We start from the raw sequence: 22,260 nt of genomic DNA, 5'->3' as shown, positions 1-22,260 counted from the left end.
CGGCCTCGCGTCAGTCGTTCTTGAGTACGAAAGATGTCCGGACCTTCTCGAAACCGGGCGCCTTGGCCTCCACCAGGTACGTCCCCGCCTTGGCCGAGCCCGCCGGGGGCGTACCGCACTCGGAAGCGCTCGGCTTGCGGTCCCACTTCACGGTGTAGGTGATGCCGCTGCCCGCCGCCACCCGGTACTTGAGGCTGGCCTTGCTCTTGTCCTCGACGCAGTCGTCCGAGGCCCAGTAGACGTCGTCGCCGCTGGCCGGGGTGATGGTGAACACCGCGTGTTCGGGGCCCAGATCGACCTTGCAGTCGCCGCCGGAGGTGTTCCGCGCGGTCAGTTCGAAGGCGGGAGTCTGTCCGGGCGTGTAGCTGTTGCGGACGCTGCGCAGGCTGAACTTCACCGCGCTCGAGGTGCAGTTGGGCAGGGCCGAACCGCCCGGCAGCGCGTCCCCCGCGCCGACGCCCGTTGCCGCGCCGCCCCCGGATCCCCCGCCGTCGGCGCTGCCCGGGCTGTCGGAGCCTTCGCCGGAACCGGCTCCGTCGCCCGAACCGTCCCCGCCGCCGGAACCCGAACCCGACCCCGTACCACCGGAGTCGGCGCTTCCCGACTCGTCGCGGCCGCCCGGGGCCTCACTGATCGCGGGCCCGGACCCCGAGGGTCCCGGAGTGATCGACGGGGCCGGATTCTTGCCGTTGGCTCCGTCGTCGCGTCCCTTGCCGCCGCCTCCGCCGCCAGCGACCACGATCCACGTGATCAGCAGCGCCAACAGGGCGAACAGGGACAGCAGTACGGCCCTCCGTCGCCAGTAGATGGAGGAGGGAAGCGGCCCGACCGGATTGCGCAAAGATCCCACGGCGCAAACTGTACGAGAGATCCGCGCGTTCCCCTGTCCCACCCGCCGTTCAGGCCCGCAACTTTTACGGATCATCATCCCGGAGACCGGCCCGGACCCCTGCCGATCGTCAGGTGTCGGAGGTGTCGATCGCAGGGTGTGACCGATTCCGGCAGCCGCCTACCGTCCGTGAGCATGACCTTCGAGGATGACGATCTCTACCGCGACATCACCGGCTTCGCCCGGGACACCCCTACGTGGGTCCAGCACACGGCGGAGGTGGGGACGGAGGCGGGAATCCTGGTGTTCGGCGCGCTGTTCGTCCTCGCCTGGTGGCGGTCGCGCCGCGGCGACCCACGGGCGTTCGCGATCGCGGTCCTTGCACCTGTGGCCACGGCTGTCGCGTATCTGTGCAGCGAGCTGCTCAAGTCCGTTGTCGAGGAGGAACGTCCGTGCCGGGCGGTCGTCGGAGCGGTGCCCTCGCTGGCGGAGTGCCCGCCGACCGGTGACTGGTCCTTCCCGAGCAACCACGCGACGATCGCGGGCGGTGCGGCCGTCGCCCTGGCGCTGGTCCGGTGGACGGCGGTCCGGCTGACGGCGCCGCTCGCCCTTCTTCTGGCCTTCTCCCGGGTCTTCGTCGGCGTCCACTACCCGCACGACGTCGTCGCCGGGCTGCTGCTCGGCGCGGTCGTCGCCGGCGCGGCCGTACGGCTCGGCATACGTCCGGCGACGCGGCTGGCCGAGGCGATGCGGGGCTCCTCGGCACCGGCGGTGCGGTGGCTGACCGGGCCGGGTGCCGTGCCGCCGCCGGGCGCGTACGTCGCCTCGCACCGGCGTCGTCGTTGACGGGCGGGGGGCCAGAGGGCCTATGTGTCCGTCTCGACCAGTCCCGCCTCGTAGGCCACGATCGCGGCCCGGACCCGGTTGCGTACCTCCAGCCGGTCCAGGACCGCGCTCACGTACGCCTTTACCGTGCCCTCGACGAGATGCAGCCGGGCGGCGATCTCCGGGTTGGACAGGCCGGCGCCGACGAGGCCGAGGACCTCGCGCTCCCGGGGGCTGAGTCGGGCCACGCGGGCGCGGGCGTGCTCCTCGCGGGCGAGCCGGCCGCCGCCACCGCCCCGGCCGAGGTCCTCGATGACGTACCGGGCGACCTTCGGGGAGAGGAAGGCGGCGCCCTCCGCCACGGCCCGTACGCCGGCCATCAGTTCGTACGGGTCGCCGGACTTGAGCAGGAAGCCGGTGGCGCCGGCGGCCAGGGCGCGGGCCACGTAGGTCTGTTCGGAGAACGTGGTCAGCATGGCGACTGCGGTGCCGGGGGCGGTGCGTACGATCTCCTCGGCCGCCGTGAGGCCGTCCAGGCGGGGCATGCGGATGTCCAGCAGGGCCACGTCGGGGCGGTGCGCGCGGGTCAGTTCGACCGCTTCGCGGCCGTCGCCCGCCTCCGCGACGACCTCGCTCTCGCCGCCGCTCGCCAGGATGGCGCGCACCCCCGCGCGGACCATCGCCTCGTCGTCGGCCAGCAGGACCCGGATCACCTTACGGTCTCCTCTCGTTGTCGCGTGTCGGCTCGTTCGCTGTCGACGCCGGGGACGACGTCCTTCGTGAGCAGTCGCTGCCGGTCGTCGAAGCAGAGCCGGAAGTGGTCGATGGAGACGAGGAGTTCGCCGCTCGCCCGGTAGTAGCGGCAGTCGGCGCCCGGCGGCGGTGCGGGGGCGCGGTCGGTGGGCGGGTCGTGGGCCTCGCGGTCCGGCAGTACGGGCGCGATCTCGTCGTAGGCGGTCCCCGGGCGCAACTGCGCGTAGGCGCTCGGGGTGAGCACCGAGCGGGTCTCGGTGTGGGCGTACCAGGCGAAGGCCGCGCCGACCAGGACCAGGCCGGCACCGGCGGCGGCGCCCAGGCCCAGGGCGACGCGGCGGCGGGCGCGGGCGAAGGGGGCCGTGGGTGAGGGAGCGGGGGTGGGGGCGAGGGTCCGCCCGGCGGGGACGTAGGCCCGGACGCGGAAGCCGTCCCCGTGCGGGCCCGCCGTGAAGTCGCCGCCGACGGAGGTGACGGCGGCGCGCAGCCCGAGCAGCCCCGAGCCACCCGCCGAGGGGGAACCGGGGTCGGTGGCGGCGGCGTTGGTGACGGTCACCGTCGTTCCGGAGGTCTGGTCGGTGACCGCCACGACGACGGGGGCGCCGGGCGCGTGCCGGGCCGCGTTGGTCAGCGCCTCGCGCACGATCCGGTAGAGCAGCCGGTCGGCGAGGCCGCCCGGTTCGGCGGTCGGGACGGGGGCGTGGCGTGGTTCCCAGCGGACGGGGAGCCCCGACTCGGCGGCGCGGGCTACGAGTTCCTCGACGCTCTCGCCGGCCGGGGTGAGCGGCAGTGGGTCGTCGTCCTCGTCGTCCTCGCGCAGGACGCCGATGATGCGGTGCAGGTGGTCGGTGGCGTCGGCGGCGGCGACCCGCAGTTCGGCCGCGGCGGCGCGGTGGCCGGTGCCGAGGCCGGGGGCGACCTGGAGGGCGGCGGCGCGCAGCGCGAGCAGGCTCAGCTCGTGGCCGAGGGAGTCGTGCATGTCCTGGGCGATCCGGGCCCGTTCGCGCAGCCTGGCCCGTTCCTCCGCGTGCCGTTGCTCGTCCTCCAGGCGGGCCGCCCGGAGCCAGCCGGCCTCGGCGAGCGCGCGGCTCTGCCGCCAGTAGCGGCCACCCAGCCAGGGGAGGACGCAGCCGAAGAGCAGGGTGCCGGTCAGGACCAGCGCTTCGGGCGCCGGGTCCACTCCATCCAGCGCGATCCGCGCCGCGCCGACGACGCCGGTGCCGGCGAGGACGGCCACCGCGGGGTGCGCCCGCGGGGCGCGCAGGCCGAGGAGCAGGGCGAGGGTCGCGAGGGCGGGGCCGTACGAGACGCTGAACAGCGCCGGGGTGTCGGCCAGGCCCAGGGCCGCCGTCAGCGCGAACGCGGCGAGCGGCCGGCTCCGGGAAAGCGCGGCGGCCACCGCGAGCACGCCCAGCCCGGCCAGCTGCTGCCAGAGGGGACGCGGCTCGTTGAGGCCAATCCGGTCGGCGGTGACCGCGGGGAGGGCGAGGACGCACCAGAACAGCGCGCCCCGGCCGACGGGGGCGAGCCGCGCGGAGCGCGAGCCGGGGGCGCGCGAGCTGGGCGTGAGGGGGGCGCGCGGGTGCGCGTCCGCCGGGGGGCCGACGACGCCGGTGGCGGATGTTCCGGCGTCGGCGGCCGGACGCGTACCTTCCATGAGCCGACGCTACAAGCGGCGGACGGGGCGGCGCCCCTGCCGATCGTCAGGTCTCGTGAGCGCCACCGCCCCGGCGGCGTCGGCCGGGCGGAAACCTTCCACCATCCCCACACCACGAGCGACGGGCCGCGCGGCGAGCCCGCCGATCCGCCGGTGTCACGGGCCCCACCGAGTCGCGATGCACCCGGGCCCCCGATCCCAGCAGCGCCCGCCGGGCGGAGACCTTCCGCCAGTCCCCTGCCACGAGCGGCGGGCCGCGCGGCGAGCCCGCCGATCGGCAGGGTCGTGGGCGCCACCGGGTGGTGGTGCGCCCGTGTGGTGGTCCCGTCGTGGCAGGATCGGGGGGTCATGACTGCGCCCACGAAGTCCTCGCACAGCGGCCCCTCCGACCCCGCCGCCGCCTCGTCCGGCGTGCCGTTGCACGCCCCCGTCATCGACTGGTTCGCCGAGCACGCCCGCGATCTGCCGTGGCGGCGCCCGGAGGCCGGCGCGTGGGGCGTGATGGTCAGTGAGTTCATGCTCCAGCAGACGCCGGTGAGCCGCGTCCGGCCCGTCTACGAGCAGTGGCTGGCGCGCTGGCCGCGCCCCGCCGACCTCGCCGCCGAGGCGCCCGGCGAGGCGGTCCGCGCCTGGGGCCGGCTCGGCTACCCGCGCCGCGCCCTGCGCCTGCACGGTGCCGCCGCGGCCATAACGGAACGGCACGGCGGCGACGTACCGGCGGACCACGCCCAGTTGCTGGCGCTGCCCGGCATCGGCGAGTACACGGCCGCCGCGGTCGCCTCCTTCGCCTACGGCCAGCGGCACCCCGTGCTGGACACCAACGTCCGCCGGGTGTTCGCCCGCGCGGTCACCGGCGTGCAGTACCCGCCGAACGCCACCACCGCCGCCGAGCGGAAGCTGGCGCGTGCGCTGCTGCCGGAGCAGGAGACGAGGGCCGCCCGGTGGGCCGCCGCCTCCATGGAGCTGGGCGCGCTGGTCTGCACGGCGAAGAACGAGTCGTGCCAGCGCTGCCCGATCGCCGGGCAGTGTGCCTGGCGGCTGGCCGGCAAGCCCGCGCACGACGGACCGCCGCGTCGCGGCCAGACGTACGCGGGCACCGACCGGCAGGTGCGCGGCCGGCTGCTCGCGGTGCTGCGGGAGGCGTCCGGGCCGGTGCCGCAGTCGGCCCTCGACCAGGTGTGGCACGAGCCGGTCCAGCGGGCCCGCGCCCTGGACGGCCTCGTGTCCGACGGTCTGGTGGAGCCGCTGGCGGACGGGCTGTACCGGCTGCCGCTGAGCTGACGGACAGCGGGGGCACGGGGGCGGCGGGTGCCGGTGTGACAGAAGTACCGGCCCCGTCCAGCCTCGGTTACAGCCCTAGTAACGGGCAAATCGCCGTCTACCGTCATCAAGCGGCCCGCCGATTTACCCGGTTCCTCCTTCCGTTACACAACCGACGGACAGCCGAGTGTTCGTCGCAGGCTGCTTCGCACAGCGCCGTGACAACGCTTCCCTACCTTCATTTGTGTGCCCGGCGGGCACGGCAGGACCAGGGACCACAGGCAGTGGGCCGGCGGTGACCACACCGGCGGAGTACGGGGATCGGAAGGCGGTTGACCATGGGCGAGGTGCTCGAGTTCGAGGAGTACGTCCGGACGCGGCAGGACGCGCTGCTGCGCAGTGCCCGGCGTCTGGTCCCGGATCCGGTCGACGCCCAGGACCTGCTGCAGACCGCGCTGGCGCGGACGTACCGCCGCTGGTCGACCATCGAGGACAAGCGGCTGGCCGACGCCTACCTGCGCCGGGTCATGATCAACACGCGGACCGAGTGGTGGCGGGCGCGGAAGCTGGAGGAGGTGCCGACCGAGCAGCTCCCCGAGTCCCGCGTGGACGACTCCACCGAGCAGCACGCGGACCGCGCCCTGCTGATGGACGTCATGAAGGTGCTCGCCCCGAAGCAGCGCAGCGTCGTGGTGCTGCGACACTGGGAGCAGATGTCCACGGAGGAGACCGCCGCCGCCCTCGGCATGTCGGCGGGGACGGTCAAGAGCACGCTGCACCGGGCGCTCGCCCGGCTCCGTGAGGAGCTGGTCGCCCGCGATCTGGACGCACGGGCGCTGGAGCGTGAGGAGCGGGAGCGTTGCGCGGCCTGAGCGTCGGTCGATCACCCGGGGAAACCCGGCGGGGCACGCAGGCGACGAGTGCGGCGGTGGCCGTGTTCGTCGCCCTCGGCGTGTGCCTGTCCGGCTGCGCGGCCGGCGGCACCGGCACCCGCGACGAGGGCGCGGCCCACGCGGACGCGGTGGGCGGCGCCGCAGCCTCCTCGCCGGCCGCCTCCCCCTCGAAGGTCCCCGACCGGGTGGACGCGGTGCGGCTGGTCAAGTCCGACCCCAAGGTCTCCGCGGAGGTCAAGCACGAGCTGAAGCCGTGCGTCGCCGACGAGTACCCGGTCGACGTGTCGTACGGGGAGCTGACCGGCGGCACGGCGGAGGACGTCGTCGTCAACGTCCTGACGTGCGGTGACGCGGTGGGTGTGGGCAGTTACGTGTACCGCGAGGAGGACGGCGCGTACCAGAGTGTGTTCCGGACCGAGGAGCCTCCGGTCTACGCGGAGATCGACCGCGGCGACCTGGTGGTGACCAAGCAGGTGTACGAGCGGGGCGACCCGGTGTCCAGTCCGTCCGGCGAGAACGTCATCACGTACCGCTGGGCCTCGGGCCGCTTCTCCGAGGAGTACCGCACCCACAACGACTACAGCAACGCCGCGGGCAACGCGCCGACTCCGGCCCCGGACGCGGACGGCTGAGGCGGACGGGCGTGAACCGAACGGGCCGCTCGCTCCGATGACCGGGTGAACGCGGCGCGCGGTCCCGGCGTCCGTCCCAGTGGGCGTCCGTCCCAGTGGGCGCCCGTGACCGCACCCGCGTCCGGCGACCGCACCCGACCCATCACAACGAGGACTGAGAGCACCGGGATGGCAGACCAGACCCACGTCCTGTTCGTCGAGGACGACGACGTCATCCGCGAGGCCACCCAGCTCGCCCTGGAGCGGGACGGCTTCGCGGTCACCGCGAAGCCCGACGGGCTGTCCGGCCTGGAGTCCTTCCGGACCGACCGGCCCGACATCGCGCTGCTCGACGTCATGGTCCCCGGCCTCGACGGGGTGAGCCTGTGCCGCCGGATCCGGGACGAGTCCACGGTGCCGGTGATCATGCTGTCGGCGCGGGCGGACTCCATCGACGTCGTCCTGGGTCTGGAGGCCGGTGCCGACGACTACGTCACCAAGCCGTTCGACGGGGCCGTGCTGGTCGCCCGGATCCGGGCGGTGCTGCGGCGCTTCGGCCATGCCGGCGGCGGGGACCGGGGGGACGCGGCGGACCACGCGGACACCGGGGGGGTGCTCACCTTCGGCGAGCTGGAGGTGGACACCGACGGCATGGAGGTGCGCCGGGCCGGGCGGCCGGTGGCGCTCACCCCGACGGAGATGCGGCTGCTGCTGGAGTTCTCCTCGGCGCCGGGGACGGTGCTCTCGCGCGACAAGCTGCTGGAACGGGTGTGGGACTACGGCTGGGGCGGGGACACCCGCGTCGTCGACGTGCACGTGCAGCGGCTGCGCACCAAGATCGGCCAGGACCGGATCGAGACGGTCCGCGGCTTCGGCTACAAGTTGAAGGCCTGAGGCGGGGACACAGGGATATGCGGGGGTTCTTCCGACGCCGGACCGCCTCGCCTCCGGGGCGCCCGGACGGCCGCACGGGGCCGGACAGAGGTATGCGCGGATCCGCTCCGCATGGGCCGGGCCCCAACGGCCCGCGTCCGGAAGGCCCGCGTCCGGACGGCACGCGTCCGCGTGGCCTGCGCGCGCGTGGCATCCGCACCGGGCTGCGCTGGAAGCTCAGCGCGGCGATCGCGCTGGTCGGCGCGCTGGTGGCGGTCGTCCTGAGCCTGGTCGTGCACAACGCGGCCCGGGTATCGATGCTGGACAACGCCCGTGACCTCGCGGACGACCGGATCCTGATCGCCCAGCGCAACTACGAGCTGTCGGGGCGGCAGAACTTCCCCAACGCCAAGATCGACGATCCCGAGCTGCCGGAGGAGCTGCGCCGCAGGGTGGAGGCCGGGCAGCGGGCGACGTACGTCTCCGAGCGGGACGACGGGGTGACGGACATCTGGGCGGCGGTGCCGCTCAAGGACGGGCACGTGATGTCCCTGCACTCCGGTTTCACCGACCGCAGCGCGGACATCCTCACCGATCTCGACCAGGCCCTCGTCATCGGCTCCATCGCGGTGGTCCTCGGCGGCAGCGCGCTCGGTGTGCTCATCGGGCGCCAGCTGTCGCGGCGGCTGCGCGACGCGGCCGCCGCCGCGAACCAGGTCGCCAACGGGGAGCCGGACGTGCGCGTCCGGGACGCCATCGGCGGGGTCGTCCGGGACGAGACCGACGACCTCGCGAGCGCGGTGGACGCGATGGCGGACGCCTTGCAGAAGCGGCTGGAGGCCGAGCGGCGGGTCACCGCGGACATCGCGCACGAGCTGCGCACCCCGGTGACCGGGCTGCTCACCGCCGCCGAGCTGCTGCCGCCGGGCCGGCCCACCGAGCTGGTCCTGGACCGGGCGAAGGCGATGCGCACGCTCGTCGAGGACGTCCTGGAGGTGGCCCGGCTCGACGGGGCCTCGGAGCGGGCCGAACTCCAGGACCTGATGCTGGGCGACTTCGTGACCCGGCGGGTGGCGGCGAAGGACCCGGCGGTGGAGGTGCGGGTGATCCACGAGTCGGCGGTCACCACCGACCCGCGCCGCCTGGAGCGGGTGCTGTTCAACCTGCTCGCCAACGCCGCCCGGCACGGCCGCTCGCCGGTCGAGGTCAGCGTCGAGGGCCGGGTGATCCGCGTCCGCGACCACGGGCCGGGCTTCCCCGAGCACCTGCTCGCCGAGGGCCCGAGCCGTTTCCGCACCGGCAGCGCCGACCGGGCCGGGCGCGGGCACGGGCTCGGGCTGACCATCGCGGCCGGCCAGGCCCGGGTGCTGGGCGCCCGGCTCACCTTCCGCAACGTCCGCCCCGCCGGGGCACCCGACCACGTCCCGGCCGAGGGCGCGGTCGCCGTGCTGTGGCTGCCGGAGCACGCGCCGACCAACACGGGGAGCTACCCGATGCTGCCGGACCGGGTGTCCGGCGGGGGCGGGTCGTAGGGGCGGGGCGTAGGGGCGGGTCGTAGGGGCGGGTCGTAGGGGCGGGTCGTAGCGGCTGTGCCCGCGGGTGGCGTCCGGGCAGGCCCGGTGCGTGTACGCCGCCGAAGCTGTGGCCGCTGCGCCGCGTACGTACCGGGAACCACGACGCCGGCACCGCCGGACACCCGATCACGGGGCCACGCACCCGGCGGGAATCACAGCGCCGCCCGGATGCACGGCCGCGGTGCGCGCACGTGCCGGGACCGGAGGGGTGGTGGCCGTGCACGGGCCCGGCACGGGAGGGCGGGCCTTCCGTGCCGGGCCCGGTCCCGGCCCCCCGGCGCGACGTGAGGGTGCGGACCGGGACGTTTCGGTGTGCCTGCGGGGCCGTCAGGCGCCGAGGGCGTCGACGAGGGCCTTGGTGACGTCCTCGGTGGAGGCCGTGCCGCCGACGTCACGAGTGAGGACGCCGGCCGCCGTGGTGGCCCGGATCGCCCGGTGCAGCCGGGCCGCCTCCTCGGGGAGCCCGAAGTGCTCCAGCATCAGGGCGGCGCTGCCCACCGCGCCGATCGGGTTGGCGAGCCCCTGGCCCGCGATGTCCGGGGCCGACCCGTGGACCGGCTCGAACATGCTGGGGAAGCGGCGCTCGGGGTTGAGGTTGGCGCTCGCGGCCAGGCCGAGGCTGCCGGCCAGGGCGCTGCCGAGGTCGGACAGGATGTCGGCGTTGAGGTTGGAGGCGACGACGACCGACAGGTCCTCCGGGTGCAGGACGAACTTGGCGGACATCGCGTCGACCAGGACGCTCTCGGTCTCCACGTCCGGGTAGTCCGCGGCGACGCGCTTGAAGACGTCGTCCCACAGCGTCATGCCGTACTGCTGGGCGTTGCTCTTGGTGACGGAGGAGACCTTGCGGCGGGTCCGGGTGCGGGCCAGGTCGAAGGCGTAGCGCATGATCCGCTCGCAGCCCACCTCGGTGAACAGTGCCGACTGGACGGCGACTTCGCCGCCCTGCCCGCGCCCGGAGAGGTTGCGCCCACCCAGGCCCGCGTACTCGCCCTCGCTGTTCTCCCGGACGACGACCCAGTCCAGTTCGGTGTGGTCCGCCTTGCGCAGGGGGCTCTGGACGCCGGGCAGGAAGTGCACCGGGCGGACGTTGGCCCACTGGTCGAAGTTCTGGCAGATCTTCAGCCTGAGGCCCCACAGGCTGACGTGGTCGGGGACGGTCGGCCAGCCGACCGCGCCGAAGTAGAGGGCGTCGAAGTCCTTGAGCTGCTCCAGCCCGTCGTCGTCCATCATCGTCCCGGTCCGCTCGTAGTACTCGCAGCCCCAGGGGAACTCCCGCCAGTCGAAGGCGAACGCCCCGCCCGAGTCGGCGGCGAGGGCGTCCAGTACGGCACGGCCCACGGCGACGACCTCGGCGCCGACACCGTCGGCGGGAATGGCGGCGATGCGGAAGGTGCGGGGTGCGGTCATGAGGAGCCTCCGGTGGGCCGGGGTCGCACGGCTCGGACAGGGCCGCGAGCCGGGGAAGTTGACGTTCTCTTCGACGGCTTGAGTCAAACCGGCGGACGCCGTCCCCGTCCAAGACCTGCTTCCGATACGACCCATAGGCGCGGCCGATGGGTTCAGCCGCTGTGCGCGCCCCGCTGCCTGGCGTACGAACGCGTCAGCTCCAGGAAGGCGCGGGCGCCGGGGGTGAGGTGCGCGGGCAGGCTGATCATGGCGACGTGGAGGTGTGCGGTGGGCTCGATGCACGCCACGGCGGCACCGCAGCGGCGGGCCAGCCGGGTCCAGGAGGCGGGGAGCACCGCCATGCCGACGCCAGTCAGTACGAGGGGCAGGACGGACGTGCGGTGGTCGACGACGGCGACGATGTCCGTGCCCTCGGTGTGCGCCATGACGTCGTCCACGATCGTGCGCATCAGGCTCCCGCCCCGGGACGCGATCAGCTTGCGCCCGCCGAGGTCTTCCGGCCGCAGCGTCGCACCGTCCTCCAGTCCCGCTCCCGGCGCCGCGACCACGACGAACGGCTGCTCCTCCACGGGCAGGACGTCGACCCCGGACACGGTCACCGGCCGCTCCGCGCCGAGCAGCCCCAGCTCGCAGGCGCCGCTGCGGACGAGGTCCACGACGCCCTCGGGGGTGAACGCCGCCCGGCTGCTGACGGTGACGGACGGGTGCAGCTCGGTGAAACGGTGGATCAGGCTGGTCAGCGGCTCGATGCCGGGCGAGGGCATGGCCGCCACCTCGACCATGCCCCCGTGCAGGCCGGACAGCGCCGCCGCCCTGTCCCGTACCGCCACCAGGTCGCGCAGTACGCGCCGGCTCGGTTCGAGGAGTTCCTGCCCGGCCTCGCTGAGCACCACGCCGCGGCCCATCCGGTGGAACAGCGACACGCCCAGGTCGGCTTCCAGGTTGGCCATCGCCTGCGACAGCGACGGCTGCGCGACGTGGAGTACGGCAGCCGCCTTGCTGAAACCGCCGTGCTCCACGATGGCGAGGAAGTACTCCAGCTGCCGGGCGTCCACCGTGCCTCCCAGTGCCCCGTGGATCGGGCGACAGGTGGACCCTATCGGTTGACCGGCACCGCCCCGTCGCCCTCGGCCGGCCGCGCGGCGGGCACGTCGGCCCCGGTGCCGGCCGCCTTCCCCGTCCCCTGCGCGACGGGGGCGTCCTCCTGCGCGACGGGGGCGTCCTCCCGCGCGACGGGGGCGTCCTCCCGCAGGCCGCCGGAGAGCACCTGGCGGGCGCGGGCAAGATCGAGGCCGTTCTCCCAGCGGGCGACGAAAAGGGTGGCGACCGCGTTGCCGCAGAAGTTGACCAGGGCCCGGCACTCCGACATGAACTTGTCGATGCCGAAGACCAGCATGATGCCGGCGGCCGGCACATGGCCGACGGTCGAGAGTGTCGCGGTCAGGGCGATGAAGCCGCCGCCGGCGACCCCGGCCGCGCCCTTCGACGTCAGCAGCATCACCGCGAGCAGGCCGAGCTGCTGGCCGAGGGAGAGCGAGGTGTCGGTGGCCTGGGCGATGTAGAGGGTGGCGAGGGAGAGGTAGATCGCGGCGCCGTCGAGGTTGAAGCTGTAGCCGGTCGGCACCACCAGACGGACGGTGGACTTCTCGGCGCCCATGAACTCCAGTTTGCGCATCAGTCCCGGCAGGGCCGGCTCGGCGGTGGACGTGCCGAGGACCAGGAGGAGTTCCTCCTTGAAGTAGCGCAGGAGCTGGAAGATGTTCAGCCGCACGTAGGCCGCCAGCACCGCGCCGAGCACGACCACGACGAAAATGATCGAGGTGACGTAGAAGAGCAGGATCAGCGAGCCCAGGCTGGTCAGCGTCGACAGGCCGAACTTCCCGATGGCGTACGCCATCGCGCCGAAGGCGCCCAGCGGGGCGACCTTCATCACGAACGACAGGACCTTGAAGACCACCTCGGTGAGGCGGTTGACCCCGTCGATGACCGGCTCGCCCACCGTGCCGACGGCCCTGAGGGCGACCCCGAAGATCACCGCGAGGAAGATCACCTGGAGGATGTCGCCCTCGACGAACGCCCCGAAGACACTGTCCGGCACGATGTGGGTCAGAAACTCCCACCAGTGCTGCTGCTCCCCCGTCTCGACGTAGGAGCCGGCGTCGCCCGAGACCTCGATCCGCGAGGGGTCGGCGTGCACTCCGTCGCCGAGCCGGAACAGGTTGATCGCGACGAGCCCCGCGGCCATGGCCACGATGGTGCCTACCTGGAAGTAGGTCAGCGCCTTCACCCCGGTCCGGCCCACCTGTTTCAGGTCCGCGACTCCGGTGACGCCGCCGATGATGGTCAGGAACACGATCGGGCCGATGAGCATCTTCATCGCGGTGATGAAGGTGGTGCCGATCGGCTCCATCGAGGTGCCCAGGTCCGGCCACCGCCACCCGAGCACGATCCCGATCAGGATCGCGACCAGCACCTGCACGTAGAGCTGCCGGTACCAGGGCCTCTTCCGCACCACGGCCTCGCCTACGGCTTCCTTCGGGGCATGCGTCACTGCAACCTCCATCCAGGCACGGACAAGGCCCGTCGGCGCACTCGGCGAAACGCGTCCGTGAGAGGCGGAGCGCCGTACATCCGGTGCCGGCGGCGAGGGCCCGGGTACGAGACCGGGTCCCGACCGGTCGTCGCACCATCGACGTGGTCAGTGAAGCGGGTCACAGGCGAGGAGGTCCACGACCAAAAATCGATGCCCCGTATAGGCAGTACCTATACGGGGCGCCGCAGCGGGAGGGGACGGGCGACGCCCCTAGCAGGCGAAGTCCTGGTCCAGGTCGAGGCCGCCCTCGCGGGGCTGGGTGAACGAGAACCAGTTGCCGGAGTCGTCGCGGAAGAGCGCCTCGGTGCCGTAGGGGCGCTCCTGGGGCTCCTGGAGGAACTCGACGCCGCGGTCCTTGAGCTTCTTGTAGTCGCCGTGGATGTCGTCGGTGGTCAGCACGCCGGCACCGAGCGCGCCCTTGGCCACCAGCTTGCGGATCATGTCGGCGGACTCGGGGTCCATCGCCGGGCCGCTCGGGAGCATCAGCGTCAGCTCGACGTCGGGCTGGTTCGGCGAGCCGACGGTGAGCCAGCGCATGCCGCCCTCGCCCATGGTCATGTCGGTGCGGACCTCAAGGCCCAGCTTCTCGGTGTAGAACTTCTTGGCCCGGTCCTGGTCGAGGACCCAGACGGTCGAGATGGCGAGACCCTTGATCATGACGTGCTCCCGTGTTCTGCGCTCGTTCCGCGGCCCTTGCGGCCTGCTCTGCCACCGTAGGCAGGGCGGCCGTCAGTCCGCTTCTCCGGAATTGCGCCGCACCCCGCCTGCCCAGTGCATGACGTAGCAGCCCGGTATCAGGGCGGTCCCCCGGCCCACGTGCTTCGTCCGGTACTCGCTCGGGGTCAGGCCGGTCCACGCCTTGAACCGGGTGGAGAAGGTGCCCAGGCTGCTGAAGCCGACCAGATGGCAGATCTCGGTCACGGACAGGTTGGCGGTGCGCAGCATGTCCTCGGCGCGCTCGATACGGCGGCGGGTGAGGTACTGGCCGGGCGTCTCGCCGTACACCTCCTTGAAGGCGCGCAGGAAGTGATACCGCGAGTACCCGGCGTGCGCGGCCACCGCGTCCAGGTCGAGGCCGGGGTCGGCCCAGTCACGGTCCATGGCGTCCTTCGCCAGGCGTAGCTGCCGCAGCTTGTCCATGGGCCGATGGTGACACGGGGTACTGACATCGGCCGGGTGGCGGTCATGCCGGGGAGCCCGTGTGCAGGGACGGCAACAGAACACGGACCGGGCCGTCCGGCGCGGGCCTCAGGCCCCATGCGGAGGACCGTGCCGTGCGGAAGGGCGAGCACGGTGCCCCTCTGGGTCGTCAGCAGCCGTGGTGGCGGTGTCGCCCCGCGGAGGTCAGAAATCGGTCGCCCCTCAGGCAGGTCCCGGAAGGTGACCGAGGTGCTTGATGACGCGCTCGCGCAGCAGGAGGTACTCCTCCCAGCGGCGGGGCAGGGGGCCCGGCGGGCGCTCGACGGCACGCGCAGCGGTGACGGTCTGGCCACGCTGGAACTGCTCGCGCGTCAGATCGAGTTCAGCGCCACTGGGCAGCCGGTTCCACCAATGGAAGCCGTGCTGGGTCCCGTCGAGGTGTACTTCGCCAACCATGAGATCACCGCCGAAGACGTCGTTGACGATCAAGGCAGTGATGTCACAGTGCCCCCAGGCCGGGTTGCCTGGTCGCCAGTCGGCCTGATCGTCGGGTGAACAGGTGTCAGCGGCCCAGGCGGCTCGCAGGGCCTTGTCGAGATCGAGCAGGTTCCAAGGGATCACACCGCCAGCATCCCAGCCGCTGCTGACATCACCTGCGGTACCCGAAGTGAGCCCTGCCCGGCGATCGCGGGGGTGCGGCTGCCGCTCGCGGTCACGCCCAGTCGAGACGCTGTCCTTCGTGGCCGACGTACAGCCGCATCCGGTCGGCCGCCGGGCATCCGTCCCTCTGCCACCGTGTGACCAGTTCCGTGGTCCGGTCCCACAAGCGGGCCGGACCACCCTGCCGGACCAGCCACCTGCCCCCGTCCATCGAATTCGAGGAGAAGCACTGCGCCGACCAGGCAACGGCCGAACAAGTGAACCTGAAACCACGTCAACCCGCCCTGACCAGCTAGTCAGCCCCTCCCGCGCAGCGGGGGAACCTCAAGGTTGCTGGGCTGGGTCGGGCAGAGCTGACGGCCCTGTTCGAGCGTCGTTTGCTGCCTGCGGGGCGCCGCCCGGCAACCCTGGCGGGCGACACCGCAGCGTTCCAACCTCGCCAGCAGGATCCGCCCTGACCTGCGTGTCCGGCACATGGAGCTAGACCGGCCGGGGTCACCAGCGTGTACGGTCAGCAGACCGCTCAGCCCGCGCGTTACGCGCTCGGGGTGACTGGGGCCGTCAGGGCCGGGTGGGTCTGCGGTGAGCGGCCGGGCTTCCAGCCTGCCCAGCGCTCCGCGATCAGGCCGTCGGCGATTCGGAAGATCACGATTGCGGCGAGTTCGACGGGCTGGCCGGTGGCTGGCCGTCCGAGCATCGGCCCGGTGTTGGTGCCGCGCAGTCTCCACCGGATCACGACGCGGTCTGACTCGGCGAACAGGTCATCGATGGTGAAGCGCAGGTCGGGGTGGGCTGTGTGCATCGTCGACACCACGAACGCGGCGCCGTCCCGCCCGGCGGGCTGCCCGGGCAACGGATCGTGGTCCACCCAGTCCGGGGCGAACAGCCCGCGCATCGTGGCGGCGTCGCCGCCCGGGATCACTTCCTCGAAAATCCGCCGGATGAGTGCCTTGTTGGCGGTGGCCTCGGTCGTCACGGTTGCTGCCCTCGTTGTGATGTCGGATGCGGGTATCGAGCTGGTCATCGGCCGGTACCGGCGACCGCCGGGAGGCCGGGCAGCGTCATCGTCGAGGGTGACGCTGCAGCGATCCGTAATTGATCATCTTTGAGAACCGGACACTTCAACGCGAGGGCCACACGGTGAAAGCCCAGCCATGCTTCCAGTATGGCGCGCTCGTCGGCATGCGGGGGCGGGAGAGGTCGTCCACCCGGTGTCACATGCATGCGCAAACCCTGGCAGCAAAGTCTGGAGAAGGACGGCTACCGCATGCCCTCGATGAAGGACTGCCAGGCGTGGGCACCGACGGTCACAACCGGACCGGCCGGGTTCTTGCTGTCCCGGACAGGAACGGAGCCGACGGGGCAGTTGTCGGCGACCTCGACGCATTCGCCGCCGTTGCTTCCGCTGTACGAGGAAGTGCGCCAGGCCGCACCGTCGCTGACGGTGCACTCGACACAGTCGCCGCCGTTGCTTCCGCTGTAACTGGACTTGCGCCACTCAACGTTGCTCAGTGCAGTGCGGGGCCGCATAGCGTTCCTCCATCACGCGGGTGATCAGTCTCGCCGAGTCCTCGGGGGAGAGGGCTGAGGCTTGCAGTCGAGCGTAGCCGAATGAGCGTTCCTTGATCACGTCCGGACTGGCGGTCATGTGCCCGCGGTCGTAGCCGTCCATGTAGAAGAGGTCGGGATCGGCGTCGAACCGCAGCAGCGTGAACGTACCCATCATGCCCGCGTGTTGGCCCGCAGCAAGCGGAAGGACCTGGATCCGGACCCAGGGAGCGGCCGCAAAGCCCAACAGGTGGGCGAGTTGCCCGCGCATGACGTCCAGCCCGCCGATCTCCCGCAGCAGGGCGGCCTCGTCCAGGATGACCCACAGTGCGGGTGGCTGGTCGCGCCGGAGGACGCGCTGGCGTTCCATCCGGGCGGCGACCATCTCGTCCACGTTGCCGCCCTCCACGCCGAGCACCGCCCGCGCATACTCCTCCGTCTGCAGCAGCCCGTAGACCAACTGCGCCTGATACGTCGAGATGTACGCCGCCTTCGCCTCCATCTCCGCGTACGGCTGGAACCACGTGGGGAGTTGGCTGCGCAGGACCAGGCCGATCAGGCGGGAGAACAAGCCGTCCGTGCCCAGCGCAGCGTCCACGCGCTCGGAGAAGTCCCGCGTCGGGACCTTCTTCGTGGTCTCGATCTGGCCGACCAGTGAGCCGGTGCAGAAGATGATGTCGCCGAGCTGGCCCTGTTTGAGGCCGTGGGCCTCGCGCTGGCGGCGCAGCTCCCAGCCGTAGTAGTCGAGGGGGGACGCGGTCGGGTCGAGGGACTGGATGTTGGCCACTGCGGCACCTCACTCCGGGACTGCGGACGGCAAACGCCTGACGATGTTCGCTTCTCTGCGTAGTCGAGCGTACGCAGCGCGTCGCAGCCTTGTGGTGTGAATCACGTAACCGGTCCGCAGGCGGCGGACGTTGAGAGCCAGTACCACGCCGAGTTCGCCATGGGTGCGCACTCGGCCCGCCATCTGCGCCGCGTTCTGCGGCTGTATCTCGTCCGCTCGGGGATGCCCGACGTGGCCGACGCCGCCGAGCTGGCCCTCACGGAGCTGGTCGCCAACGTCGTACGGCACGTGCCGGGGCGTCGCTGCCGCGTGTGCTTCCTGCTCCTGCCCGGCGCAGTGCGGGTGGAGGTCGCCGACAGCTGCCCGGAACTGCCGGTTCCGGCGGGCGCCGACACGCTGAGCGACGGCGGGCGCGGACTCGTGATCGTCGCGGCGATGGCCGATCGGTGGGGCGTCACACCGTACGCCGACGGGCAGGGCAAGACGGTGTGGTTCGAGTGCGTCGGCCGCGCGGCTCCGTAGGCACCGCTCACACTCGGCGAAACCCGGTTGTGCCCGGGAGGGCGATCCGCTTGGGTCCGTGATCGTGACTTCCTTGAGTGATCTCGTGCGTCCCGAACGTTATCCGCGCTCCTCGCGCTACGACCCCGGCTGGCTGCTCGACCTCGACATGGGCCCCAATCCCCTGTGGCTGCTGGAGGACCTCGCGCGGGACCTCGATCTGCGGCCGGGGATGCGGATACTCGACCTCGGCTCCGGCAAGGGCGCCACGTCGGTGTTCCTGGCCCGCGAGTACGGCGCCGAGGTCGTCGCGGCCGATTTGTGGATCGCCCCCGAGGAGGCCGCGGCCGTGTTCGCCGACGCCGGGGTCGGGGACCGGGTGCGGGCGGTCCGGGCGGAGGCGCACGCCCTGCCGTTCGAGGAGGAGAGCTTCGACGCCGTCGTGAGTGTCGACGCGTTCGAGTACTTCGGTACGGCGGACGGGTACCTGCCGTATCTGGTGCGGTTCCTGCGGCCCGGTGGGCAGCTGGGGATGGCGACGCCCGCGCTGACGCGGGAGGTCCGTGAGCTGGGGGCCATTCCGCCGCACATCAAGGACGTGGTCGGCTGGGAGGCGATCGCCTGGCACACCGCCGAGTGGTGGCGGTTCCAGTGGGCGATCACCGAGCTGGTGGAGGTCACGTCCGCCCGGTTGCAACCCGACGCCTGGCGGGACTGGCTGCTGTGGACCCGCGCGGGCGCGGCGCACCGGGCCGACGAGAGCGGCTCCGACCGGCGCGTCATCGACATGCTCACCGCGGACGCCGGCGAGTACCTCTCCTTCGCGCTGGTCACCGCGCGCAAGGCGTGAGCACACCGCCGGGCACGGCGAAGGCCTCCGGGGGCCGGGCCACCCGGAGGCCTTCGCGGAGAGCGGCGGACAGGGGCCGCCGTGCGGTCAGACCGCCTCGGTCACCTGCGCCTTCGTCGTCGTCCCGTCGTCGCCGTCGGCCGGGGCGTCGGCCGCCTGCGGGCCCGCGCCCTTCAGCGGGACCTCCTTCACGAAGACCGCCGCGACCAGGGCCACGACCGCCACCACCGCGCCCAGCAGGAACGCGCCGTGGGTGCCGGACGACACCGCGTGCTGGTAGGCGTCGCGGACCGCCACCGGCAGCGCGTTCAGCGCGTCCGCGGTCAGCGTCGCCGACTGCTCCGTCGCCTTGGCGCCCGAGGCCGGGGCCCGCTCCGCCATGACGTCCTGGACCCGGTGGTTGAACAGGGCGCCCATGATCGCGACGCCGAAGGAGGAGCCGAGGGTGCGGAAGAGGGTGGTGGACGAGGACGCGACGCCCATGTCCTTCATCTCCACGCTGTTCTGCGCCACCAGCATCGTGATCTGCATCAGGCAGCCCATGCCGAGACCGACGACGGCCATGTAGAGACCGGAGGTGAAACGGCTGGTGTCGGTGTCCATCAGGGACAGCAGGAACAGACCCACCGCCATCAGCGCACCGCCGGCCACCGGGAAGATCTTGTAGCGGCCGGTGTTCGTGGTGACCCGCCCCGCCACCATCGACGTGACGAGCATCGCGCCCAGCATCGGCAGGAGCAGCAGCCCGGAGTTGGTCGCGGACGCGCCCTGCACCGACTGCTGGTACAGCGGCAGGAAGAGGGTGGCGCCGAACATCACGAAGCCGACGATGAAGCCGATCACGGACATCAGCGTGAAGTTGCGGTTGCGGAAGATGTGCAGCGGCACGATCGGCTCGGCCGCCCTGGTCTGCCAGAACACGAACCCGACCAGCGCGGCGACGCCGATGCCGATCAGCTCCATGATCCGCGCCGAGGTCCAGGCGTACTCGGTGCCGCCCCACGTGGTGACGAGCACGATGGCCGTGATGCCGATGGTCAGCAGCGCGGCGCCCAGGTAGTCGATCCGCGCCTGACTGCGCTTCTTCGGCAGGTGCAGGACGGCACTGACGGCGACCAGCGCGACCGCGCCGAGCGGCAGGTTGATGTAGAAGGACCAGCGCCAGCCCCAGTGGTCGGTGATGGTGCCGCCGACCAGCGGTCCGCCGATCATCGCCAGCGCCATGACGCCGGCCATCATGCCCTGGTACTTGCCGCGCTCCCGCGGCGGGATGAGGTCGCCGATGATGGCCATGACGCCGACCATCAGACCGCCGGCGCCCAGGCCCTGGACGGCGCGGAAGCCGATGAGCTGGCCCATGTCCTGGGCCATGCCGCTGAGCGCGGAGCCGATCAGGAAGATCACGATCGACGTCATGAACGCGCCCTTGCGCCCGTACATGTCGCCGAGCTTGCCCCACAGCGGGGTCGAGGCCGCGGTCGCGAGGGTGTAGGCGGTGACCACCCAGGAAAGGCGCTCCAGACCGCCCAGCTCGCCCACGATCGTCGGCATCGCGGTGCCGATGATCATGTTGTCCAGCATCGCGAGCATCATCGCGATCATGAGAGCGAGCAGGACCACCCGCACGCTCCTCGGCTGCTTGCCGGCGCCGGCCTCGCCGGTCCCCGCCTCAGCTGTCTCCGCCATCGCTCCCACTTCCCCCAGCCACCGCTGTCTTCCGATCCCACGCGATCCCACTTACTTGCCGCCCGGCAAGTTGACTACACTCGGGAAGGTAGTCGCGTAACTAGCCGGGCGTCAAGTAAGTTTTTCGGAAAGGGCGCGGAGCGGGCAGAGTGCGCTGAGCAGGAGGTGCGTAGGAGGATGGGCGGCACGATGAACGGCACCAGGCAGCAGCGACGCCGCGGGGACACCCGCCAGCGCATCCAGGACGTGGCGCTCGGGCTCTTCGCCGAGCAGGGGTACGAGAAGACCTCGCTGCGCGAGATCGCCGAGACCCTGGACGTGACCAAGGCCGCGCTGTACTACCACTTCAAGACCAAGGAAGAGATCCTGGTCAGCATCTTCGATGATCTGGCCCGGCCGATCGAGGACCTGATCGCCTGGGGCCGGGAGCAGCCGCACACCCTGGAGACGAAGCAGGAGATCGTCCGCCGCTACAGCGAGGCGCTGGCGAGCGCGGCGCCGCTGTTCCGCTTCATGCAGGAGAACCAGGCGACCGTGCGGGACCTGCGCATCGGCGAGCTCTTCAAGACCCGCATGCTCGGCCTGCGCGACATCCTCATCGACCCGGAAGCGGACCTGGTGGACCAGGTCCGCTGCATCAGTGCGCTCTTCACGCTGCACGCCGGGACGATCGTGCTCCAGGACATGGGCCACGACCCCGAGGAACAGCGCGCTGCCGTTCTCGAGGTCGCCACCGACCTGGTGACCCAGGCGCACCGGGGAGCCGAGGGCTCCGGATCCGCGCCCGGGTCCTAGCCGGTCGCCGTAGGACGGATCACCGTCAGACGGTCACCCGTCAGACGGTCACGCCCTTGTCCCGCAGGAACGAGACCGGGTCGACGGCCGAGCCGTAGTTGGCGGTCGTACGGATCTCGAAGTGCAGGTGCGGGCCGCTGGAGTTACCCGTGTTGCCGGACTTCGCGATGGACTGGCCGGTCTTCACGACCTGGCCGGCCTTCACGTTGACCTTGGACAGGTGGGCGTACTGGGAGTACGTCCCGTTGCCGTGCTTGATGACGACCGCGTTGCCGTAGGCGGGGCCGTCACCGGCGCCGTTGCCACCGGCCTTGACGACGGTGCCGCCGTGCGTGGCGACGACGTTGGTGCCGATCGGCACGGCGAAGTCCTGGCCGCTGTGCTTGCTCGCCCACATGCCGCCGTTCTGGGCGAAGCTGGCGCTGAGCTCGTACTTCTTCACCGGGTCCACCCAGGAGGCGGCCTTCTTCTTGGTGGCCGTCTTCTTGGCGGTGGCCTTCTTGGCGCTCGCCTTCTCGGCCTTCGCCGCCTTGGCCTGCGCCGTGGCCTGGGCCTCGACGGCGCTCGCCGTGGTGGAGGAGGTGGAGGCCGCCGTGGTGCCGGTGGCGGCCGCGACCCCGGCTCCCAGTGCGACCGAGGCTCCGAGGCCGGCGGCCATCACAGCGGCGCGGGTGCGGAGGGTCGTACGGGAAGAACGGGACGTGACACGCGAGAACATTCGAACCTCATGGGGACGGGTGCAGAGGAAAGCCCCTCCGAGCGAGACGCACAGGGCGTTCGTCGGGCGGGCTCAACCTTGGTAACCCGGCGGCCCCGAACCGCACAAAGGTGTGACCTACGACCCTATTTAGTACTTGAGGGCGATACTTCACGACTCTTGACAGAGCGGCCATTTCGGACAAAGCCAGCTCAGGCGCCCGGCGGTCGCCAATCGGCGTGCACCGTTATGTCCGTTTTCGTAGTTCTCGCGGCTTCCACTATTCCCCGTAGTAAAGGCCGAACGGCCTGTGCGCCA

Annotated in this window: 24 protein-coding genes; 9 read left to right on the top strand and 15 right to left on the bottom strand. The window is 71.9% G+C overall.

The features are described 5' to 3' along the window. Positions 1 to 10: 10 nt before the first annotated feature. Complete coding sequence (locus ACFWR9_RS02885; RefSeq protein WP_383834480.1) at positions 11 to 850, bottom strand: hypothetical protein; 840 nt, start codon at positions 848 to 850, stop codon at positions 11 to 13. 174 nt (positions 851 to 1,024) lie between these two features. Between ACFWR9_RS02885 and ACFWR9_RS02880 the strand changes: the two genes are divergently transcribed. Continuing rightward, a complete protein-coding gene (locus ACFWR9_RS02880; protein ID WP_383834477.1) occupies positions 1,025 to 1,675 on the top strand; it encodes a phosphatase PAP2 family protein in 651 nt (216 codons plus the stop codon). A 20-nt stretch (positions 1,676 to 1,695) separates the two neighbouring features. On the opposite strand, the gene ACFWR9_RS02875 is transcribed toward ACFWR9_RS02880, so the two are convergent. Both ACFWR9_RS02875 and ACFWR9_RS02870 read right to left on the bottom strand, forming a co-directional pair. Beyond that, positions 1,696 to 2,367, bottom strand: a complete 672-nt coding sequence (locus tag ACFWR9_RS02875) for a response regulator (protein ID WP_383834474.1) — start codon at positions 2,365 to 2,367, stop codon at positions 1,696 to 1,698. Then, positions 2,364 to 4,064, bottom strand: a complete 1,701-nt coding sequence (locus ACFWR9_RS02870; RefSeq protein ID WP_383834471.1) for a sensor histidine kinase — start codon at positions 4,062 to 4,064, stop codon at positions 2,364 to 2,366. Before ACFWR9_RS02870 ends, ACFWR9_RS02875 begins: the two co-directional genes overlap by 4 nt. A 348-nt stretch (positions 4,065 to 4,412) precedes the next feature. Here ACFWR9_RS02870 and ACFWR9_RS02865 point away from each other — a divergent pair, with 348 nt between their 5' ends. From ACFWR9_RS02865 to cseC, 5 genes are all read left to right on the top strand, one after another. Further along, positions 4,413 to 5,345, top strand: coding sequence for an A/G-specific adenine glycosylase (locus ACFWR9_RS02865; RefSeq protein ID WP_383834468.1), 933 nt, complete (start codon positions 4,413 to 4,415; stop codon positions 5,343 to 5,345). A 311-nt stretch (positions 5,346 to 5,656) separates the two neighbouring features. Beyond that, on the top strand, positions 5,657 to 6,196 hold the full coding sequence (locus ACFWR9_RS02860) for a SigE family RNA polymerase sigma factor (RefSeq protein WP_234959507.1): 540 nt from the start codon (positions 5,657 to 5,659) through the stop codon (positions 6,194 to 6,196). Then, positions 6,184 to 6,849 (top strand): hypothetical protein, encoded by a 666-nt coding sequence (locus tag ACFWR9_RS02855; RefSeq protein ID WP_383834464.1) that lies wholly within the window; start codon positions 6,184 to 6,186, stop codon positions 6,847 to 6,849. Before ACFWR9_RS02860 ends, ACFWR9_RS02855 begins: the two co-directional genes overlap by 13 nt. Positions 6,850 to 7,017: 168 nt before the next feature. Beyond that, positions 7,018 to 7,722 (top strand): two-component system response regulator CseB, encoded by a 705-nt coding sequence (gene cseB, locus ACFWR9_RS02850; RefSeq protein ID WP_376362491.1) that lies wholly within the window; start codon positions 7,018 to 7,020, stop codon positions 7,720 to 7,722. After that, positions 7,611 to 9,233 carry a two-component system sensor histidine kinase CseC gene (gene cseC / locus ACFWR9_RS02845; protein WP_383834559.1) on the top strand — a complete coding sequence of 541 codons (1,623 nt, stop codon included), beginning with the start codon at positions 7,611 to 7,613 and terminating at the stop codon, positions 9,231 to 9,233. The genes cseB and cseC overlap by 112 nt, the downstream gene beginning before the upstream one ends. 369 nt (positions 9,234 to 9,602) lie before the next feature. Here the strand turns inward: cseC and ACFWR9_RS02840 are convergent, their stop codons facing one another. The 10 genes from ACFWR9_RS02840 to ACFWR9_RS02795 all read right to left on the bottom strand — a co-directional run bounded on the left by ACFWR9_RS02840 (position 9,603) and on the right by ACFWR9_RS02795 (position 17,413). Next, positions 9,603 to 10,685: a tartrate dehydrogenase gene (locus ACFWR9_RS02840; RefSeq protein ID WP_383834459.1), complete on the bottom strand. Its 1,083-nt coding sequence runs from the start codon at positions 10,683 to 10,685 to the stop codon at positions 9,603 to 9,605. A 152-nt stretch (positions 10,686 to 10,837) separates the two neighbouring features. Continuing rightward, positions 10,838 to 11,740, bottom strand: a complete 903-nt coding sequence (locus ACFWR9_RS02835) for a LysR family transcriptional regulator (protein WP_383834456.1) — start codon at positions 11,738 to 11,740, stop codon at positions 10,838 to 10,840. A gap of 41 nt (positions 11,741 to 11,781) precedes the next feature. Continuing rightward, entirely contained in the window at positions 11,782 to 13,248 is a 1,467-nt protein-coding gene (gene dctA / locus ACFWR9_RS02830) for a C4-dicarboxylate transporter DctA (RefSeq protein ID WP_383834453.1), read from the bottom strand. A 240-nt stretch (positions 13,249 to 13,488) separates the two neighbouring features. Beyond that, on the bottom strand, positions 13,489 to 13,935 hold the full coding sequence (locus tag ACFWR9_RS02825; protein ID WP_383834450.1) for a VOC family protein: 447 nt from the start codon (positions 13,933 to 13,935) through the stop codon (positions 13,489 to 13,491). Positions 13,936 to 14,007: 72 nt separating this feature from the next. Next, entirely contained in the window at positions 14,008 to 14,418 is a 411-nt protein-coding gene (locus ACFWR9_RS02820; protein WP_383834447.1) for a helix-turn-helix transcriptional regulator, read from the bottom strand. Positions 14,419 to 14,640: 222 nt separating this feature from the next. Then, positions 14,641 to 15,039 (bottom strand): hypothetical protein, encoded by a 399-nt coding sequence (locus tag ACFWR9_RS02815; protein ID WP_383834445.1) that lies wholly within the window; start codon positions 15,037 to 15,039, stop codon positions 14,641 to 14,643. 91 nt (positions 15,040 to 15,130) lie between these two features. Then, positions 15,131 to 15,289 carry a hypothetical protein gene (locus ACFWR9_RS02810; RefSeq protein WP_383834442.1) on the bottom strand — a complete coding sequence of 53 codons (159 nt, stop codon included), beginning with the start codon at positions 15,287 to 15,289 and terminating at the stop codon, positions 15,131 to 15,133. A 324-nt stretch (positions 15,290 to 15,613) separates the two neighbouring features. Continuing rightward, on the bottom strand, positions 15,614 to 16,054 hold the full coding sequence (locus ACFWR9_RS02805; RefSeq protein ID WP_383834439.1) for an ester cyclase: 441 nt from the start codon (positions 16,052 to 16,054) through the stop codon (positions 15,614 to 15,616). Between the two features lie 284 nt (positions 16,055 to 16,338). Next, complete coding sequence (locus ACFWR9_RS02800) at positions 16,339 to 16,608, bottom strand: DUF397 domain-containing protein (protein ID WP_383834436.1); 270 nt, start codon at positions 16,606 to 16,608, stop codon at positions 16,339 to 16,341. Next, positions 16,577 to 17,413, bottom strand: a complete 837-nt coding sequence (locus ACFWR9_RS02795) for a helix-turn-helix transcriptional regulator (protein WP_383834433.1) — start codon at positions 17,411 to 17,413, stop codon at positions 16,577 to 16,579. The genes ACFWR9_RS02800 and ACFWR9_RS02795 overlap by 32 nt, the downstream gene beginning before the upstream one ends. Positions 17,414 to 17,509: 96 nt before the next feature. On the opposite strand from ACFWR9_RS02795, the gene ACFWR9_RS02790 reads away from it, so the two are divergent. Further along, entirely contained in the window at positions 17,510 to 17,935 is a 426-nt protein-coding gene (locus ACFWR9_RS02790; protein ID WP_383834430.1) for an ATP-binding protein, read from the top strand. 64 nt (positions 17,936 to 17,999) lie between these two features. Further along, a complete protein-coding gene (locus ACFWR9_RS02785; RefSeq protein WP_383834556.1) occupies positions 18,000 to 18,764 on the top strand; it encodes an SAM-dependent methyltransferase in 765 nt (254 codons plus the stop codon). 87 nt (positions 18,765 to 18,851) lie between these two features. Here ACFWR9_RS02785 and ACFWR9_RS02780 read toward each other — a convergent pair whose 3' ends face one another. Continuing rightward, a complete protein-coding gene (locus ACFWR9_RS02780) occupies positions 18,852 to 20,450 on the bottom strand; it encodes an MDR family MFS transporter (RefSeq protein WP_383834427.1) in 1,599 nt (532 codons plus the stop codon). A 189-nt stretch (positions 20,451 to 20,639) separates the two neighbouring features. On the opposite strand from ACFWR9_RS02780, the gene ACFWR9_RS02775 reads away from it, so the two are divergent. Continuing rightward, a complete protein-coding gene (locus tag ACFWR9_RS02775; protein WP_383834424.1) occupies positions 20,640 to 21,245 on the top strand; it encodes a TetR/AcrR family transcriptional regulator in 606 nt (201 codons plus the stop codon). Between the two features lie 40 nt (positions 21,246 to 21,285). On the opposite strand, the gene ACFWR9_RS02770 is transcribed toward ACFWR9_RS02775, so the two are convergent. Continuing rightward, a complete protein-coding gene (locus ACFWR9_RS02770) occupies positions 21,286 to 21,963 on the bottom strand; it encodes a M23 family metallopeptidase (protein ID WP_383834421.1) in 678 nt (225 codons plus the stop codon). Between the last annotated feature and the right edge of the window lie 297 nt (positions 21,964 to 22,260).

The sequence above is a fragment of the Streptomyces sp. NPDC058534 genome, from assembly GCF_042717365.1.
Lineage (GTDB): Bacteria > Actinomycetota > Actinomycetes > Streptomycetales > Streptomycetaceae > Streptomyces.
The sequence above is the reverse complement of the archived record's forward strand: the minus strand, read 5'-3'. Positions and strand labels throughout refer to the sequence as shown.